This window comes from Leifsonia sp. NPDC014704 (genome assembly GCF_043083605.1).
In the GTDB taxonomy this organism is placed as follows: Bacteria; Actinomycetota; Actinomycetes; order Actinomycetales; family Microbacteriaceae; genus Leifsonia.
This window is the reverse complement of record NZ_JBIBYW010000001.1, coordinates 836584-854580: the sequence shown is the minus strand read 5'-3', so window position 1 is coordinate 854580 and position 17997 is coordinate 836584. Positions and strand designations below refer to the sequence as shown.

Here is a 17997-nt window from a genome sequence, read left to right as displayed (position 1 = left end):
AAGGAGACGGAAGATGGACGTCATGGTGATCGCGGTCGCCGCGCTCGGCATCGTTGCGCTCGTCTTCCTGGGCCTCTGGCTGTGGGAGCGCAGCCGCCGCATCCGACTCCGCGATACGCGTCAAGAATCGGAGTGGGACCGCATCGACCGCGAGCTCGACCTCGCCGAGCAGGCGGGCCGGTTCCGGATCATCGGCGACCTGGGCGATGTGGCCATCCAGTCCGTCTCTCGGCTCGTCACGCAGGCCGAGGGCGTCCGCTATGCGGCCTCCGCCGACCCCGCAGCGGCCGTCCGGTCGGCCGGCGTGCTCGAAACGTCTGCGCGGGACGCGCTCGCCGACCTCCGCCGGCTGCAGGCCGTCGCCCGCGAGGCGCAGGACGCCTCCTCGCCCCAGCCCAGCCTCCACTCGGCGCGCGACCTCTTCCGGGTCATGCGCGACGCCGGGCTGGCGGTCACCTTCACCGAGAGCGGGGAGCGCTTCGAGCTCCGCCCCGGCGCCGAGCTCGCCGTGTTCCGCATCCTGCAGACAAGCCTCGAGAACGCGCTCAAGCACGGCGGCCCCGGCACGAACGCCGGCGTCGCGTTCGCCTGGACGCCGGAGGGTCTGGCCGTCACCGTCGAGGACGACGGCATCCGCGCTGCCGCGCGCCGGCTGGGTCTCGACCGCGAGGGCGTCGACCAGGCCACGGCGTACTCGATCGCCGACGACGTCCGCGCGCTCACCGAGCACTACGAGGGAGCCGGCATCATCGAGATGCGCGATCGCGCCGCCCTGTTCGGAGGGACGCTGAACGCGCAGACCGTCGCCGGGGTGGGCTTCACCCTGTCAGCGGTGTTCCCCGCCCTGCGCCATCACAACGGCATCCACGGGGTCGACCTGCGGCGCTGACCGCAATCCGCCGCACCAGCGTGGGTGCGGCCGCGTCAGTCCTCGAGGTGGTCGCGTCCGGGCAGCCAGCTCAGCCCGGGCACGCCCCAGCTGTTCTTCCGCTGTGTCTTCAGCGCCGCCTTCCCGAAGGGATGCGTCAGCCGGTCCACGTAGAGCACGCCGTCGAGGTGGTCGTACTCGTGCTGGAAGATGCGTGCGAGCCACCCCGTGGCGCGCACCTCGTAGTCGGCGCCGTCGAGGTCGGTGGCCTGCAGGATGGCGTGCTCGGCCCGCCGCAGAGGGAACCGCTCGCCCGGGAACGACAGGCATCCCTCCGACTCGGTGTCCTCATCCAGCTCGCCGACGCGCAGGGGGCTCAGCCACAGCGTCGGGTTGATCGCGACGCCACGGTGTGAGACGCCGTCGTCGTCGGTCCAGCCGTAGACGAACAGGCGCAGCGGCACGCCCACCTGGGGTGCGGCGAGCCCGACGCCGGGGGCCTCATCCATCGTCTCGAACATGTCGGCGACCAGGGTGCGCAGCTCGTCGTCGATCTCGGCGACGGGGAGGGCGGGGGAGTGGAGAACGGGGTCACCGGTGATTCGGATGGGGATGACGGCCATTCAGCAAGACTATCCGGATCATTCCCGGTAGGGTCGGTGGGGTGGGCACGGAACTGATGGACGCGTTCGACCTGTCGTATCAGCCCAGCCAGCTCCTGGGCATCCCGGTCGCGCTCGTCGGTGCCTGCTTCCTCTCCGTCGGCGCCCAGCTGCAGCACCACGGCGTGGCCAAGGTCGAGGCGACAGCAGGCCACGCGGACGGCGGGCTCAGCGGCCGCCAGATGGGTCGCCTGCTCGCGCGGCCGTCGTGGGTGATCGGGACACTGCTCCTCGGTCTCGCCATCGTCTTCCAGCTGGTCAGCCTGAAGCTGTCGCCGATCATCCTCGTGCAGCCGCTCGGCGTGGTCGGCCTCGTGATCACGAGCATCCTCAACGCCCGGGTCAGCGGCGTGAAGCTGAACCATCAGTCCGTGATCGCGGTCACCCTCTGCGTCAGCGGCGTCGGCGCGTTCGTGCTGCTGGCCGCCGTGTTCGCACGGGATCTGCCGGTCACCAGCCGGGCGCTGGTCGTCATCCTGATCATCCTCGCGGTTGTGCTTATCGCGTTCGGCACGCTGTTCTGGTTCCTGCGCCACAAGTTCAAGGCGATCATCTACATCGTCGGCGCGGGTGTGCTCTACGGCTTCGTCGCCACCCTCGCCAAGGTCGCCATCGACCGCATCTCGAATCAGGAGTGGGACTGGCTGCTGGTCGCCTGCATCGTCGCGCTGCTGCTCGCCGCCGTGCTCGGCGCCTACTTCGTCCAGAACGCCTACTCGTCGGGCCCGCCGGACCTGGTCATCGCCGGCCTCACGGTCATCGACCCGCTGGTCGCCGTCACGATCGGGATCCTGGTGCTGAACGAGGCGGCCGGGGCTCCTTGGTGGGCCATGGTCGGGTTCGCGCTGACGGGCGCGGTCGCCATCCTCGGCGTGTTCCAGCTGGCGAAGTACCATCCGCAGAGCGCGTCGGACGCGCCGGTAGCTGACCGCATTGCCGACGCCGCGGAGGAAAGCCGCTTAGACTAGGCCGTTGAACGACCGGGCGCGACCACCCGCCCGGGCCGCGAACGCCGTCGCCGGATTCGCCATCCGAAGCCCACGACCGAGGGAACGAACCACGTGCCTGACTCGAGCGGACCGCATCCCACCCCTGCCGCCCCGGCTGAGAAGAAGCCGCTGACCATCGTGATGGGGTGCGACACCTTCGCCCCCGACGTCAACGGCGCCGCACGTTTCGCCGAGCGCCTCGCCGCCGGCCTCGTCGAGCACGGCCACGACGTGCACATCGTCGCCCCGGCCGCGAGCCGCAAACACGGCACCTGGATCGAGGAGCACGAGGGCCAGAAGATGACGGCCCACCGGCTCCGCAGCTGGCGCTGGTATCCGCACGACTGGCTGCGGTTCGCCCTCCCGTGGATGAGCAAGGCGAACGCCCGCCGCGTCCTCGACGAGGTCAAGCCGGACGTCGTGCACTTCCAGTCGCACATCGTGGTCGGCCGCGGTCTCGCCGCGGAGGCCGAGAAGCGCGGCATCCGCATCGTCGCGACGAACCACGTCATGGCGGACAACATCGTCGAGTTCACGCTGCTGCCGAAGTTCCTGCGCAAGACCTTCGTGAGGCTCGCCTGGGCGGACGCCCGCAAGAGCTTCGACCGTGCAGAATCCGTGACGACGCCCACCCGGAAGGCCGCCGAGTTCCTGGAGGCGTCCACCGGCCTCCGTGGCGTCCACGCGGTGTCGTGCGGCATCGACGCCCACAACTACACCCCCGACTTCACCCCGCGCAGCGGCAACCGCATCCTCTTCGTCGGCCGCGTCACCGGCGAGAAGCACATCGACGTGCTGCTCAACGCGGTCAAGCTGCTGCCCGAAGACCTGGACGCGCGCCTGCAGATCGTCGGCGGCGGCGACCAGCTCAAGAACCTGCAGTCGATGTCCGAGACGCTCGGCATCTCCGACCGCGTCGAGTTCCTCGGTTACGTGAGCGACGAGGAGCTGCGCCAGGCGTACACGCGCGCAACGGTCTTCGCGATGCCGTCGATCGCCGAGCTCCAGTCGATCGCGACGATGGAGGCCATGGCCTCCGCCCTCCCGGTGGTCGCCGCCGACGCCATGGCGCTGCCGCACCTGGTGCACGAGGGTGAGAACGGGCACCTGTTCCGTCCGGGCGACGCGCAGGACCTCGCGGACAAGCTCGAGAGCGTGCTCCGGCTGCCGCAGGAGGAGCTGGATGTGCTCAAGCGCGCGTCCCTCCGCATCGTCGCCGCGCACGACATCCAGACCACGATCAGCACCTTCGAAAGCCTGTATCGTGGGGAGCCGGTGGCCGAGCCGGTGACGGACGCGGCCCCCAGCGTGCCCGCTCCCGAATGACCGGAGCCGGCGCACGATCGGGGCGGTAGCTCAGCTGGTCAGAGCAGGGAACTCATAATTCCTCGGTCACGGGTTCAAGTCCCGTCCGCCCTACTTCTCGGGAAGACGGCGAGCACCGCGCTCCGCTCCGGCGCGGTGAGCGGAGAGGGACGCCGACGCGGCTGGTAGAGTCCTCGGGTGAGCCAGACCCGTCGTGCCATCGCCGGCGGAATCCTCCTCGTCGGCGTCGCCACCATGCTCGCGAACGCTGCGTCGTATCTGCTGTCGATGTTCGCCGCGCGTCTCATGAGTGTTCCCGAGTACGGCGCGCTCGGGGCGATGCTCAGCGTGTCGATCATCGGGGGGACCGCTGCGCTCGGCATCCAGGCGGTCGCGGCACGTCGCATCGCGAGTTCGGGAGCGGGAGCGGACGAGGAACGCGCGGCCGTCGTCTCGCTCGGCCTGCGTCTGACCGCACTGATCGCCGTCGTGGGCCTCGCCGTCAGCTGGCCGCTGGCTGTCCTCTTCGACGTCCCGTTCGCGGCCGTGGCCCTGACGGTGCTGTCGGTGGCCGCGTCGGTGATGGGGTTCGGAGCGCTCGGCCTGGTGCAGGGGAACGAGCGCCACGGCCACTACGGGTACGCGTACGCCGCGATCGGCTGCCTCCGTGCCGCCGGGGGAATCGTCGCCCTCTTCATCCACCCGGATGTCACCTCCGCGTGCGCGGGGATCCTGATCGGCAGCATCGCCGGTACCGTCGCCGCCGTGGTGATCGCCGGGCCGTCGCGGCCGAGGCTGCGGCTGACCCCGCGGCTGGCGCGGGAGTTCGCCGCGACCACGGGCTCGCTCGTCGCGCTGTACGCCCTCTCGAACGTCGACCTGCTGCTCGCCCGCATCTTCCTCGACGGCACGGGATCGGGGGAGTATGCGCTCGGGTCGCTCGTCGCGAAGATCGCGTTCTTCCTCCCGTATGCCGTGATCACGGTGTTCTTCCCGAAGATGTCGGCGGGGACGATGCGGCACGCGTTTGCCCTCGCGACCGGGCTGTCCGCCGCGATCGGGGCGGTGGCGACCGTCGGAGCGGCGGTCCTTGCCGGTCCGCTGGTGTGGCTGATCGGCGGGGACAAGTACGCGGAGTTCGCCTCGCTCGCCTGGCTGTTCGCGCTCGAAGGCAGCCTGTTCGCCGTCGTCCAGGTCATCCTCTACGCGGGCTTCTCGTCGCAGGCGCGCGCTCTGGGCATCCTCACCGGCTGCGCGCTGGTCTGCCAGGTGGTGGTCGTCTCGCTGTGGGCGCACCAGTCGGTGTCCGCGATCGTCGTCTGCACGTCGGTGATCGCCGCCGCGCTCGTCGTGGTCGGGATCGCGGTGGAGCTGCGGAGGACGAAGGGTCGTGCGTCCGGCGCGGAGACGCCGGGGCTGGTGGAGACGCCGCGCGGGTGACCGGAGCAGGCGCGGCCCGCTGTTAGACTCCGCGGGGGTGTTCGGACAGGCCGGCACCCGAGGCGCCCGGTCGGGCACGACCATCACGAGGATTTCCGCTCCAGCATGTCTCTCCAGATCAGAGCCGATTCGGCGAACCGTCTATGGCCTCGATCCACCAGCATCTTCCTCATCCTCGTCGGGGTGGTGCTGAGCGTCCTCTCGTTCATCGTCGTCATCAACATGCCGGCGCTGCCCTGGCACCCGGCTCGATCGGACGAGCTGCAGGCGACATACGACGCGTTCCGCGAGACGGGAACGCTGCTCATCAAGGCCGTGCACTCCGGCTCCTACTACACGCAGGTCCCTGCGCCTGGTCCGTGGGTCTCCGCAGCCTGGGACGACGACCCCGGCGCGTACATCGTCGCCAGCCTCATGAGTCTCGTCACGCACTCCGCCTCGGCATACCCGGGGCTGGGCATCGCGGAGGCGCTGCTCGTCGCCCTGCCTCTGCTGTGGCTGCCGACCGCCGTCGCGCGCATCTTCAAGCGGGCGCGGGCAGGTTACGCCGTCGTCCTGCTCCCTCCGCTGATGTGGCTGCTGAACAACGGCACCATCCTGGCGGGCACGGAATACGGCCTGTCCGACTCCGTCAGCACCACACGGGTCTACGCCCTGTACGGCATCGCCGCGTCCATCGCCTTCCTGTCCCTTTCCCTGCTGGTGCTCTTCTGCACCTTCCGGCTCCGCACCAGCCTCCTCATCGCCGTGAGCTGCGGCTTCGTCGTGCTCGCGGCGATCGGCGACCTCTCGCGCTCACTTTCCGGGATGGGCATCGCTGCCGGCGTCGGCGTGCTCTGGTGGCTGCACGTCCGGAAGAAGTGGCGCTGGCTGGCCGGCCTGGGCGCCGCCGTCGTCGCGGTCGTCCTCACCTTCGGGCTGCAGACGGCGACGATGACCGGCCTGAACGCCGCACGCAGCGCGACGACGGGTCAGAGCATGGCGGACCTCCCGAACGCACACGGCACCTGGCACCCGCTGTACCTGGGGCTGGCGTACCCGCAGCCGATCACCGGCCAGCCCTCGCCGCTCGGCATTGTGTGGTCGGACAAGTTCGGCTGGGACAAGGCCCACGCCATCGACCCGGACGTCGTGATCGCGAGCGACAAATACGACCTCATCATCAAGGACCTCTACCTCGACCAGGTCAAGGAGCACCCGTTCACGGTCGCGAAGCTCTACCTGCAGAAGTTCCTCTACGTCGTCAAGCACTTCGGGGCGATGCTCGCGTTCATCCTCGTCGGGCTCGTGCTGGCCTTGATGAGACGGGCGCCGCAACGCCGACCGCTGGGCGCGGCGATCGCGGTGACCATCCCCACGATCCTGCTCGGTCTCGTCCCGCCGGTTCTCGTGATGCCGCTGCTGTACTACTACTCGGAGCTCACCGCGGCCCTGAGCATCCTCGTCGCGATCAGCCTCGGCGGGCTCGTCTGGTCGCTCACGTCGATGCCGGCGCACGTGCGGGCGTCGGAACGCAACCGCCTGAGCACTCGCGCGCTGCCCGGTGAGCCTCGGCGGGAGTCTCCCGTGCGTCTCAGTGTCATCGTCCCCACCCGCAACGGCTCGGCCGTGCTCGGCGGGACGCTGGCCACCCTGGGCACCGCCCTGACCTCCCGCGACGAGATCATCGTCGTCGAGAACGGCTCTACGGACGACACCTGGGAGATGCTGCAGCGCGCGCAGGCGTCGTGGTCGGGCGTTCCCGAGCTGGTTCTGCGGCAGTCGCAGCCGGGCCTGGGCGAAGCCCTGCGGACCGGAGTCATGAACAGCCGCGGGAACCGCGTCCTGCTGACGGCCGACGACCTCCCGTTCGGGATGTCGGACTACGAGCAGTTCGAGCAGCTGCCGGACGATGTCGTGGTCGCCATCGGATCGAAGGCGCACCCGGACTCTCGCGTCCGCCGTTCGTGGCGGCGTTCGGTGCAGTCGCGCATCTTCCGGTTCCTCCGCGAGGCGCTGCTGCAGTCGAAGGTCGGCGACAGCCAGGGGACGATCTGGGCCGACGGGGACTGGTGCCGCTCGCTCGCGGTGGTGTCGCGGGAGTCGGGCCTGATGTGGACGACGGAGCTCGTGCTCGCGGCTGAGCAGCAGGGCCTGCGGGTCGTGGAGGTCCCGGTCGTGCTCAGCGAGGCGCACGAGACCGGCTCGAGCCGGTTCCGTTTCGGAGACGCCTGGCGGTCGGTCGTCGGCTTCACCCGGCTGGCCGTCTACAAGGACGACTACAGCGACGAGAACTGGGTCGTGCCACTGCATCCACCCGTCGCTGTGCGTTCGGATGGTTCAATCCCCTAGCTATTCCGGCAGCCGGGGGTACCGTGACACGGCATGAACACAACCGGATGGATCGTCCTCATCGTCGTCGTGGTGGTCGTCATCATCGTGATCGCCATCATCGCCGCCACGGTGGGCCGCAACCGCAAGCGCGAGGCGGATCGTCGTAAGGCGGAGGAGATGCGGCAGTCTGCCGCGCAGACCGAACTCGAGGCGCGCGAACGCGAGGCGAAGGCCGCCCGGGCCGCCGCCGACGCCAAGCAGGCCGAGGTCGACGCCGAACGTCTGCGCCGGGAGGCGGAGGAGCGTCAGAACGCCGCCGCCGACGCCCGAACCGAGTCGGAGGAGGCCCTGCGCCGAGCCGACCACGTCGACCCGGACGTGCGCACCGACCGTCACGGCAACCGTGTCGACGACGGCGCGCGTGCCGACACCGCTGCCCCGGCGGCCGCACCCGGTACGACGGCGGCTCCGGCCGCAGCACCCGGGACGACCGCCGCACCGGGCGCTCCCGCTTCGGATGCGGCCCCCGTCGCCGACCGCCCGCAGGACCCGAACGGGGCGATCGACGACTCGCCGCGCCGTGCCGCGCGCCACGAGGCGCCCCGCTTCGACGACGGCACCGGCGGCACCGCCCGCTGAGTTCCGCCCCCAGGCTGCGGGCCGTCGGAAGCGAGACCGGCGGCCCGCACTTTCCCTGCCGCCGACGCGAACCGCGCTAGCATCGTCACGACCGGCACACGGGACGGAGGTGCGATGCCCGCCCTCGTCATCGTCCCGCATCGCTCGGTGGATGCCGCCCTCGTCGCGCGCGTCTCCTCCCGCCTCTCCGACGGCGACCGTGCGCGGCTGTCGTCGCTGCACCACGACCTGGACGGTCTCGCCGCCTTCGTCGCGGGGCGGGCCGCCCTCCAGCGCGCGCTGAGCGATGCGGGGGATGGGGACGCGCGCATCGACGCGACCTGTCCAGACTGCGGCCTGTCGCACGGCCGACCCCGCGCCGTAGACGGATCTCGGCGGCTGTACGTCTCGGTGTCGCACGCCGCCGGGCAGGCGTTCGCGGTGGCCGCCCGGCATCCCATCGGCATCGACGCGGAGGCGATGGATGACCTTCGCGCGCGCGGCGGTGCCATCGACGAGCTCGCCCCCGGCCGCGGCGACCCGGCACGTCGGTGGACAGCCGTCGAAGCCGTGCTCAAAGCGGACGGGAGGGGGCTGCGGCGGGATCCCGGCGCCGTCAGGGTCGGACGGCTCTCCGCGCGCCTCGACGGCCGCCATTACACGCTGCGCACCACACGCGCGGGCGACTGCCTGGTCACCGTCGCGACCGGCCTGAGTCGGCAGCCCTGACCGGGGAGCCCCTTCAGCGCCCGAGCGCAGGCAGCCGCGTCTCCCTCAGCCACGCATCGAAGAACGCACCGAGCGGCTCGTCCGAGAACCGCTCGGCGAGTGCCTCGAAGTCGGCACTCGCGACCGTCCCGAACCTGTACTCGCGCGTCCACGTCCGCAGCAGCTCGAAGAAGCGGGCGTCGCCGAGCCGCACCCGCAGCGCGTGCAGCAGGCACGCTCCCCGCTTGTACACGCGGTCGTCGAACATCGAGTCGGGTCCCGGGTCGCCGAGCAGCAGTTGACCTGGCGCGAGCCGAAGTGCGGCGTGGTGGATGCGCGCGTGGGCCGCCGCCGACATCCCGCCAGACACCTCCGACCACAGCCACTCGGCGTAGCAGGCGAACCCCTCGTTGAGCCAGATGTCGCCCCAGGAGGCCAGCCCGACACTGTTGCCGAACCACTGGTGCGCCAACTCGTGCGCGACCAGGCGCTCCGAGCCGTTGCGGCCGTCGGCGTGCGACGATCCGAAGGTCGCCATCGCCTGAGCTTCGAGCGGGATCTCCAGCGGGTCCTCGGTGACCACGACCGTGTACGAGGGGAACGGGTACGGGCCGAACAGCTCCTGGAAGCGCTCCAGCATTCTCCCGACGGGCTCGAAGTCGTGCAGCACGCGGCGGGCGAGGGCGGGCGGATAGGCGACCACCCACTCCACGCCGGCGGTTCGCCGCGGCTCGAGCGTGTAACGGCCGATCTGCACGGAGGCGAGGTAGGTCGCCGTCGGCTCCTCGCGCTCGAACGTCCAGGTTCCGCGCCCTCCGTTGACGCTGTGCCCGGTCGGCTCGCCGGTTGCCAGCACCGTATACGCCTGCTCGGTCGTCACGCGGATGCCGTAGGCGGCGCGATCGGAGGGCCGGTCGTTGCAGGGGAACCAGCTGGGCGCTCCGGAGGGCTGTGAGGCGACGATGACCCCGTCGGTCAGCTCCTCCCAGCCGAGCGTGCCCCAGCGTGTCCGGCGCGGCACGGGCGAGCCGTCGTAGACGATCTCGACGGTGAACTCCGCGCCGGCCGGGATGGGCGTGGCCGGAAGGATGCGGAGGTGCGTCGCGCTCTGGCTGAACCGGGCGCGCTTCTGCCCGTCCACCCGCACCTTCTTGGCCTTGAGATGGACGAGGTCCAACACGATCGCCGTCAGCGCGACGTCGGCGCGCGCTCGGATCAGCGCCGTCGCATCCAGGCGGTTCGTCGTCACCCGGTAGTCGAGGTCGAGGTCGTACCGGAGGACCGAGAAGTCGTGGGTGCCGGAGCGCGGCAGGTAGGCGTGCGGTGCTCCGTCGCTCATCCGCCGGCCCGCGCCCGGTACTCGCGCACGACGACTTCGCGCCACGGACCGATCGGGTTGCCGCTCCACCGGCTGCCCGCGGGGACGGTCTCTCCGCGCATCACGAGGGAGGCGGGTCCGACGGTCGCGTCGGCGCCGATGTCGGCGGCGGGCAGGATGACACTGTGCGGCCCGAGCGTTCCGCCGCGTTCGATGGTGACCTGGTCCATGCTCATGATTCGATCATGGAACAGGTGCGTCTGCACGACGCAGCCCCGATTGACGGTGGATGCGTCCCCCAGTGTGACCAGATCAGCCTCCGGGAGCCAGTAGCTGTCGATCCAGACGCCGGAGCCGATCCGGGCGCCGAGGCTGCGCAGCCACCACACCAGCGCGGGGGTGCCGGAGGCCGCCCAGGCGAACCAGGGCGCCGCGACCATCTCCGTGAACGTGTCGGACACCTCGCTGCGCCACACGAACGACGACCAGAGGGGATGCTCGCCCGGCTTCAGCCTCCCGATCAGCGCCCACTTCGCGGCGGTGCTGAGCGCTGCGGCGACGGCGCCCGCGAGCAGGAGGACGGGCCCGCTCAGGATGATCGCCCAGATCGGCCCCCAGGCCACGTCCACGGCGCCCAGCGCGATGACGACGGCGAGGCCGATGGCGCAGGTGACGATCACGGGCACGATCCGCAGCAGCTCCCACGCGGTGCGGGCGACCCGCAGCCGCGTCGGCGGCTCGAAGGTGCGCGACAGGTCGGCGTCCTGGGTCTGGCGGCGGAGCTTCACCGGAGGCGAGCCCAGCCACGACGTCCCGGCCTTCGCCTTGCGCGGCGCGAACGACAGCACGGCGACCAAGCCGTCGCGCGGGACCCGGTTGCCCGCTCCGGCCATCCCCGAGTTTCCGAGGAAGGCGCGCGCCCCGATATCGACCGCGGCGATGCGGACGTATCCGCCGCCGAGCTCGTACGACGCCACGAGGGTGTCGTCGGCGAGGAACGCCCCGTCGCGGATGCGGGTCATCCGGGGGAGGAGGAGCACGGTCGATGCCTCGACGTCGTCGCCGACCCTGGCGCCGAGCATCCGCAGCCAGACCGGAGTGAACAGGCTCGAGTACAGCGGGAAGAGCATCGTGCGTGCCTGGTCGAGCAGACGCTCCGTCGACCATGCCTGCCACCCCGTCCTGCTGCGGACCGGATAGACGCCCTCGCGCATCCCGATACCGAGCAGCCTGACCAGCACGACGACCAGCGCGGCGAGCACCAGGCCGGCGACGAGGGTTCCGGGAACGAGGCCGGCGGCGGCGCCCGAGATCACCGCGCCCCACCCGGTCGCACCACGGAGGAAGGCGGCGACCACCGCGGCACCTGCGGCCAGCGCGACGACCGGCACCAGCGACACGACGATCGACGACACGGCGTACGCGGCGAGCCAGCGGGTCCGGCGTTGCGGCCGCTCCTGCGGCCACCAGTCGTGCGCCCGGCCGATGCGGACGGCGGGGGAGCCCGACCAGTTCTGGCCGGCGGGAACCCGGCCGAACACGGCCGACCCCGGGGCGACGGTGGCGTTGCGGCCGATCTTGGTGCCGGGCATGAGCGAACTCCGCGCGCCTACCGAGCTGCCGGCGCCGATGCGGATCTCGCCGATCCGCACGACGTCGCCGTCGATCCAGTAGCCGGCCAGGTCGACCTCCGGCTCGATGGATGCGCCGGCGCCGATGCGCAGCATCCCGGTCACCGGCGGCAGGGTGTGCAGGTCGACGCCGCGGTCGATCGTCGCGCCGAGCGCGCGGGCGTAGTAGAGGATCCACGGGGCTCCCGCGAGGCTGGCGGCGCCGATCTGGTGGGCGACCTGCTCTGCCAGCCACAGCCGGAGGTGCACGCCGCCGCCGCGGGGATGGTCGCCCGCCCGAACCCCGAGGAGGAGCAGCCGGGCGGCGACCACCGCGATCGCCATGCGGCCCCACGGCGTCACGAACACGAGCAGTCCGAGGATGAGCCACACCGCGTCGGCCGCGGGCAGCACGTCGAACCCGCCGAAGGGCCGGAGCAGCACGGAGGCCGTCAGCAGGTACAGCAGCCAGCGGATGCCGCCGAGGATGAACAGCGGGATGCCGAGGACGGTCTGCAGCGCGCGCATCCGCAGCGGGGTGGGCGGGACCACGTGCGTGGACGCGGCCGACGACGACGGCGAGCTCTCCGCCAGCGCCTGCGCCATCGCGCCGAAGCGCGGCGTCGCGTACACGTCGGCGACGGTGATGTCGGGATGCCGCCGGCGGATCAGCGACACCAGTTGCGCCGCGGCCAGCGAGCCGCCGCCCAGATCGAAGAAGTTGTCATCGGGGCCGGTGACGGGCAGCCCGAGGACGCTGCGCCAGTCGTCCGCGAGCGCGGCGGCGACGGGGTCGTCCGTTGTCGCGCCGTCAGAGCCGGTGTCCTCCAGCGGCCACGGCAGCGCCGCCTTGTCCACCTTGCCGGAGGTGCGAACCGGGAGTTCGTCGACCACCGCGAGCAGCGGGACGAGCGCGGCAGGGAGCGTCTCCCGCAGGTGGGCGAGAGAGGCGGCGCGGTCGAAGGATGCGGCATCCGGCACGGCCAGGTAGCCGACCAGGATGTCGTTGCCGGCGGCCGAGCGGCGAACGGCGGCCGCAGCCCCCGAGACCCCGGGGAGCTGCTGCAGCGCGGACTCCACCTCGCCCAGCTCGATCCTCCTGCCGCCGACCTTCACCTGGTCGTCGGCACGGCCCTGATAGAAGAGCCCGGCCGGGTCGAACCGCACCAGGTCGCCGCTGCGGTAGGCGCGTTCCCAGCCGAGGGTGGGCATCGGCGCGTACTTCTCCGCGTCTTTCGCCGGATCGAGGTAGCGCGCGAGCCCGACGCCTCCGATGACGAGCTCGCCGCTCTCGCCGGCCGCGACCGGGAGGCCCTCCGCATCCACCACCGCCAGATCCCAGCCGTCGAGCGGCAACCCGATGCGCACGGGCTCGCCCGCGACCAGCGGCGCCGCGCACGCGACGACGGTCGCCTCGGTCGGCCCGTACGTGTTCCACACCTCGCGGCCAGGAACGGCCAGCCGGCTCACCAGCTCGGGAGGGCAGGCCTCGCCGCCGAAGATGAGCAGCCGGACGTTGTCCAGCGCATCCACCGGCCAGAGCGCCGCGAGGGTGGGAACGGTCGAGACCACGGTGATGCGGCGGGCGGAGAGCCACGGGCCGAGGTCCATCCCGGTGCGGACGAGCGCGCGCGGAGCGGGAACCAGGCAGGCGCCGTGCGCCCAGGCCAGCCACATCTCCTCGCAGGATGCGTCGAACGCGACGGAGAGGCCGGCGAGCACGCGATCCTGCGGGCCCATCGGCTCCTCCTGCAGGAACAGCCGGGATTCGGCGTCGACGAACGCGGCGGCGGACCGGTGGCGAACGGCGACGCCCTTTGGTGTTCCCGTCGAGCCGGACGTGAAGATGATCCAGGCGTCGTCCTCCGGCTCCGGAGGGGCGACGACCGGGAGTGCTGCCGTCGAGGGATGCGGCGCGTCGCGGAGTACCTGCTGCGGCGCATCCTTGCTCGCCACAGCCAGTCCGGCATCGGTCAGGATCGCCCGGACGCCGGCCTCGCCGAAGACGAGGTCGGCGCGCTCCTGCGGGTCGTCGGCATCCACCGGCACGTACGCCGCACCGGCCGCGAGCACGCTGAGGATCGCCAGGTAGAGGTCGCGGCTGCCCGAGCTCATCCGCACGCCGACCCGGTCGCCCCGGCTCACCCCGTTCTCGCGCAGGCGGGCCGCACCCGCGGCGATCCGCGCCAGGAGTTCGCGATAGCTCAGTGCTCCCGCGGCATCCTCGAGCGCGGAGGCGTCGGGGAAGCGCTGCGCCGTCTCCCTCAGGATGTCGATCAGCGTGCGCGCGGGCGGCGCATCCTCCGACCGCAGCAGCACGCCGGCGCGGGGACTGCCGGCTGTCGGCGCGTCACCGTCGGACACATCGGTCAGGGGAGCATCGGCCACGGCCGCACGCTACGGGTGCCCGGTAAAGCGCCGGTGAACGGACGCCCCCGCTCACCCCTCGCCCAGCGCGTGCAGCAACTGGGCCTTGTTCATCCGCGAATACCCCTGGATGCCGCGCGCCTTGGCCCGGTCGCGCAACTCGCGGAACGTCGGGATGCCGGTGCTCGATGCGGGCGCCGCGACGTGCTCGCTGATCTGCTTGGCCGAGGTGCGTGCGTCATCCGCCGTCTTCTTCGCCCGCCGGACCGCCTTCTTCGCATCCTTCGCGGCCTGCTGGAGGCGATCGGCCAGATCCTCCGCCTCCCGCCGTGTCTTCTTGTCCAGCTTCTTGACCGCCTGCTCCGCTTCGCCGACGGCGACCCGCGCCGCGTCGAGTGCCTTCTCGGCGGCCTTCTCGGCCTTGCTCTTCGCCACAGCCCCTCCTTCGGGATCCGCCCTGCTGGGGCTTACCCTACGGCCCGGCGCAGCTGTGGGGACTAGTGGATTTCCGCGTCCTCCTCGAGCCGCGCGAGCAGCGCGTCCAGAACGGGCCGCTGCGCTTTCGTCAGCTTCAACCGCGCGTCGTCCACCGAGAACCATCGGGCGTCATCGATCTCCGGGAACTCCTGCATCCGACCCGATCGCGGGGGCCACTCCAGCTCGAACGTGTTGCTGGTGATCGTGTCCGGCTCGAACTCCGACTCGGCGGCGAAGACGACGATGGTCTTGCCCGAACCGCGGAACTCGCCGAGCGGGAGGTAGTCGGCATCCGGGGCAGGGGCGCCGATCTCCTCGGCGAACTCGCGGCGCGCGGCGGAGAGCTCGTCGCCCAGATCGTCGGACTCCACGATGCCCTTCGGCAGCGACCAGGCGCCCTCGTCCTTGCGCGCCCAGAACGGGCCGCCCATGTGCGCGATCCACACCTCCACGGCGGCACGACGACGGTAGAGCAGGAGGGCGGCGCTGCGGACGGGCATGCGCCCAGCCTCCCACGACGCGACGTCGTATGACAGCGCGGCGAAAGCGGCGCCGGACGGCGACTAACGTGGAGACGTGGACTCGGGAGACGCGTGGGTGGAAGGGCCGGACGGCCAGCGGTTCTGGGGTCGGTTCGGCGCCGCCGGCCTGCTCGTTCACGACCTGCGGCGCGGCATCCTGCTGCAGCACCGGGCCGACTGGAGCCATTTCGGGGGAACCTGGGGTTTGCCGGGCGGAGCGCGTCACGCCGGTGAGAGCGCTGTCGACGGGGCGCTGCGGGAGGCCGCGGAGGAAGCCGCCGTACCGCCCGACGCCGTTCACGTGCTGTTCGAGAGCGTGCTCGACCTCGGCTTCTGGTCGTACACCACCGTCGTCGGTCAGGCCGTGCGTCCGTTCGAGCCGCATATGGCGGATGTGGAGAGCATCGAGCTGCGCTGGGTCCCGGTGGACGAGGTGAGCGCGCTCCCGCTGCATCCCGGCTTCGCGGCGTCGTGGCCTCAGCTCCGCGCGCGCCTCACCGCCCTCTCGGACTGACGTCCCAGCCAACCTGACGCCCCAGCCATCAGCTCCTGAGTTTTTCGGGTCGACACGCGGGCTCGGGCCGGAAAAACTCAGGAGCTGTTGGCTGGGGGCGCGGGTCAGGAGGCGACGCGCGGCCAGAGCAGGGCGCCGGCGACGTCCTCGCAGCCGTCGGGCAGACCCGTGTACGACGCGGCGCCGGGATACGGCACCGTACCCGGGTACGCCGGTGCCCCGGGATAGCCGGGCCGGCCGCGGTACGGACGGTCGGCGCGGGCGAACAGGCGGTCGCCGCGGACGGTCCCCAGATAGTCGCCGTCGGGCGCGACGGCATCGTCGTCGCCCCAGGGGAACCATCCGATCCAGTCGCCATCGGGGTTGAAGAGGTCGCGGGAGGTCAGGTCGCTTCGGAACGCGATCCAGACCCCCTGGCTGTCGTGCAGGTAGACGGTCATCGTCGATCATGCCTTTCGGGTCGGCATCGTCGTTCCGTGAATTATCCTCAGCTGCGGGCGCGCACGCAAGCATCCGTGCGGCGATCTGTGTCGGCGGTCGCGGCGAGAATGGGAGGGTGCACATCCTCCTCGAGCGCGTCGGGCGCGGCGACCTCCGCGCGACGTGGCTCGACCCGTCACGCGGGGGCGGCGCCGAGCGGAGCGAGACGCTCGCGCTCGACGCCCTGCCGGAGTTCGTGCGTGCGGAGGAGACGGGCGCGGGAGGCGGCGGCGATCGGCCGCGCTGGGTGTGGGATGACACGCGGGCCTGGTATCCCGCGCTCCTCTCCGCCGGGGTGCGTGTGGAGCGCTGCGTCGACCTGCGGCTCTGCCACGTCATCCTCCGGAACTCGACCCTGACCGCGTCCACGCCCCTCGCGCGCGCCGAGCCGGGCCCCTGGGATGTGGCGGTCGAGCCCGAGGCCGAGGCGCCTGCCGCGCACACCGCCCTCTTCGACTTCGACGAGGCCCTCTTCGATTCTGCGGAGCCGGCCGAGGCGGCGAACGCGACCACGCCATCCATTCACGACGAGTTCGAGGCCCAGGAGCAGGCCGTCGCCGCCAGCGCCGACCCGCGCCGCCTGCGACTGCTGCTCGCGGCCGAGTCCGCCGGCGCGCTCATCGGGGTCGAGCTGCAGCACGCCGGCCTGCCGTATAGCGCGGAGCGGCACGACGAACTGCTGACCGGCCTGCTCGGCCCCCGTCCCGCATACGGGCGTCCGGCCGTGCTGGAAACCCTGGCGCGAGAACTCCGCGACCAGCTGGATACGCCCGATCTGAACCCCGACAGCCCGCCGGACCTGCTCAAGGCCCTTCAGCGCGCCGGCATCATGGCCACCTCCACGCGGTCGTGGGAGCTCCGGCGCATCGAGCATCCCGTGATCGATCCGCTGCTGCGCTACAAGAAGCTGTCGCGGCTGCTGACCGCGAACGGCTGGACGTGGCTCGACGCCTGGGTGCACGACGGCCGCTTCCGACCCGATTATGTGCCGGGCGGCGTCGTCACCGGCCGCTGGGCGACCCGCGGAGGCGGCGCGTTGCAGCTGCCGCGGCAGGTCCGCGGGGCCGTCGTGGCCGATCCGGGCTGGAAGTTGGTGGTGGCAGACGCCGCCCAGCTCGAGCCGCGCGTCCTCACCGGACTCTCCGGCGACCAGGCGATGGCCGCCGCCGGACGGGGCAAAGACCTCTACGAGGGCATCGTCGCGTCCGGTGCCGTCGAAGCCCGCGCGCAGGCGAAGGTCGCTATGCTCGGCGCGATGTACGGGGCGACGACGGGGGAGAGCGGCCGGTTGATGCCTCGGCTCACGCGCGCCTTCCCGCGGGCCGTCCGGCTCGTGGAGGAGGCGGCGCGGGCGGGGGAGCGCGGCGAGAATGTCACGTCGCGGCTCGGTCGCAGTTCGCCGGTCCCGGGCGGCCGATGGGCGGCGGCTCAATCGGCGGCGTCTGCGTCCGATGCGACCGAGGCCGACGAGCGGCGCGCCCGAAGCCTGTCCCGCGACTGGGGCCGATTCACCCGCAACTTCGTCGTGCAGGCCAGCGCCGCAGAGTGGGCGCTGTGCTGGATGGCCGAGCTCCGCAACCGCCTGACCGCTCTCGTTCCGGATGCACCGCTCACTGCATCCCCTCATCTCGTGTACTTCCTGCACGACGAGGTCATCGTCCACACTCCGGAGGCGCTGGCGGACGATGTCGCTGTGGCCGTGCATGCCGCGGCGGAGCAGGCCGGCAGGCTGCTGTTCGGCGGATTCCCCGTGGAGTTCCCGGTGACGGCCGCGATCGTCGACAGCTACGCGGAGGCGAAATGACGT

At 71.5% G+C, this 17997-nt stretch carries 15 protein-coding genes and 1 tRNA gene; 10 read left to right on the top strand and 6 right to left on the bottom strand.

Features of this window, described 5'->3' with window-relative positions; all coding sequences use genetic code 11:
• The first annotated feature begins 13 nt into the window (after window positions 1-13).
• A complete protein-coding gene (locus ACF1AJ_RS04235) occupies window positions 14-889 on the top strand; it encodes a sensor histidine kinase (RefSeq protein WP_391506246.1) in 876 nt (291 codons plus the stop codon).
• Window positions 890-924: 35 nt separating this feature from the next.
• Here ACF1AJ_RS04235 and def read toward each other — a convergent pair whose 3' ends face one another.
• Window positions 925-1491, bottom strand: coding sequence for a peptide deformylase (gene def / locus ACF1AJ_RS04230; RefSeq protein WP_391506245.1), 567 nt, complete (start codon window positions 1489-1491; stop codon window positions 925-927).
• 41 nt (window positions 1492-1532) lie between these two features.
• On the opposite strand from def, the gene ACF1AJ_RS04225 reads away from it, so the two are divergent.
• The 7 genes from ACF1AJ_RS04225 (at window position 1533) to ACF1AJ_RS04195 (ending at window position 8924) form a co-directional block, all read left to right on the top strand.
• Complete coding sequence (locus ACF1AJ_RS04225) at window positions 1533-2498, top strand: multidrug DMT transporter permease (protein ID WP_391506244.1); 966 nt, start codon at window positions 1533-1535, stop codon at window positions 2496-2498.
• Window positions 2499-2591: 93 nt separating this feature from the next.
• Window positions 2592-3845, top strand: coding sequence for a glycosyltransferase (locus ACF1AJ_RS04220; protein ID WP_391506243.1), 1254 nt, complete (start codon window positions 2592-2594; stop codon window positions 3843-3845).
• Window positions 3846-3864: 19 nt separating this feature from the next.
• A tRNA-Ile gene (locus ACF1AJ_RS04215) sits at window positions 3865-3938 on the top strand.
• Window positions 3939-4022: 84 nt separating this feature from the next.
• Entirely contained in the window at window positions 4023-5264 is a 1242-nt protein-coding gene (locus tag ACF1AJ_RS04210) for a hypothetical protein (RefSeq protein ID WP_391506242.1), read from the top strand.
• A gap of 105 nt (window positions 5265-5369) precedes the next feature.
• Window positions 5370-7595, top strand: a complete 2226-nt coding sequence (locus ACF1AJ_RS04205; protein ID WP_391506241.1) for a glycosyltransferase — start codon at window positions 5370-5372, stop codon at window positions 7593-7595.
• Window positions 7596-7628: 33 nt separating this feature from the next.
• Complete coding sequence (locus ACF1AJ_RS04200; protein WP_391506240.1) at window positions 7629-8216, top strand: hypothetical protein; 588 nt, start codon at window positions 7629-7631, stop codon at window positions 8214-8216.
• A gap of 114 nt (window positions 8217-8330) precedes the next feature.
• Window positions 8331-8924, top strand: coding sequence for a 4'-phosphopantetheinyl transferase family protein (locus tag ACF1AJ_RS04195; protein WP_391506239.1), 594 nt, complete (start codon window positions 8331-8333; stop codon window positions 8922-8924).
• Between the two features lie 13 nt (window positions 8925-8937).
• On the opposite strand, the gene ACF1AJ_RS04190 is transcribed toward ACF1AJ_RS04195, so the two are convergent.
• The 4 genes from ACF1AJ_RS04190 to ACF1AJ_RS04175 all read right to left on the bottom strand — a co-directional run bounded on the left by ACF1AJ_RS04190 (window position 8938) and on the right by ACF1AJ_RS04175 (window position 15175).
• Window positions 8938-10242, bottom strand: a complete 1305-nt coding sequence (locus ACF1AJ_RS04190) for a M1 family metallopeptidase (protein WP_391506238.1) — start codon at window positions 10240-10242, stop codon at window positions 8938-8940.
• Entirely contained in the window at window positions 10239-14219 is a 3981-nt protein-coding gene (locus ACF1AJ_RS04185) for a Pls/PosA family non-ribosomal peptide synthetase (protein ID WP_391506237.1), read from the bottom strand. The genes ACF1AJ_RS04190 and ACF1AJ_RS04185 overlap by 4 nt, the downstream gene beginning before the upstream one ends.
• Window positions 14220-14270: 51 nt before the next feature.
• Complete coding sequence (locus tag ACF1AJ_RS04180) at window positions 14271-14633, bottom strand: hypothetical protein (RefSeq protein WP_309859460.1); 363 nt, start codon at window positions 14631-14633, stop codon at window positions 14271-14273.
• A gap of 62 nt (window positions 14634-14695) precedes the next feature.
• Window positions 14696-15175, bottom strand: coding sequence for an NUDIX domain-containing protein (locus ACF1AJ_RS04175; RefSeq protein ID WP_391506236.1), 480 nt, complete (start codon window positions 15173-15175; stop codon window positions 14696-14698).
• Between the two features lie 76 nt (window positions 15176-15251).
• On the opposite strand from ACF1AJ_RS04175, the gene ACF1AJ_RS04170 reads away from it, so the two are divergent.
• Window positions 15252-15710: an NUDIX domain-containing protein gene (locus ACF1AJ_RS04170; RefSeq protein WP_018190956.1), complete on the top strand. Its 459-nt coding sequence runs from the start codon at window positions 15252-15254 to the stop codon at window positions 15708-15710.
• A 104-nt stretch (window positions 15711-15814) separates the two neighbouring features.
• On the opposite strand, the gene ACF1AJ_RS04165 is transcribed toward ACF1AJ_RS04170, so the two are convergent.
• A complete protein-coding gene (locus tag ACF1AJ_RS04165; RefSeq protein ID WP_391506235.1) occupies window positions 15815-16150 on the bottom strand; it encodes a hypothetical protein in 336 nt (111 codons plus the stop codon).
• A gap of 116 nt (window positions 16151-16266) precedes the next feature.
• Here ACF1AJ_RS04165 and ACF1AJ_RS04160 point away from each other — a divergent pair, with 116 nt between their 5' ends.
• Window positions 16267-17994: a bifunctional 3'-5' exonuclease/DNA polymerase gene (locus ACF1AJ_RS04160; RefSeq protein WP_391506234.1), complete on the top strand. Its 1728-nt coding sequence runs from the start codon at window positions 16267-16269 to the stop codon at window positions 17992-17994.
• Window positions 17995-17997 lie beyond the last annotated feature (3 nt).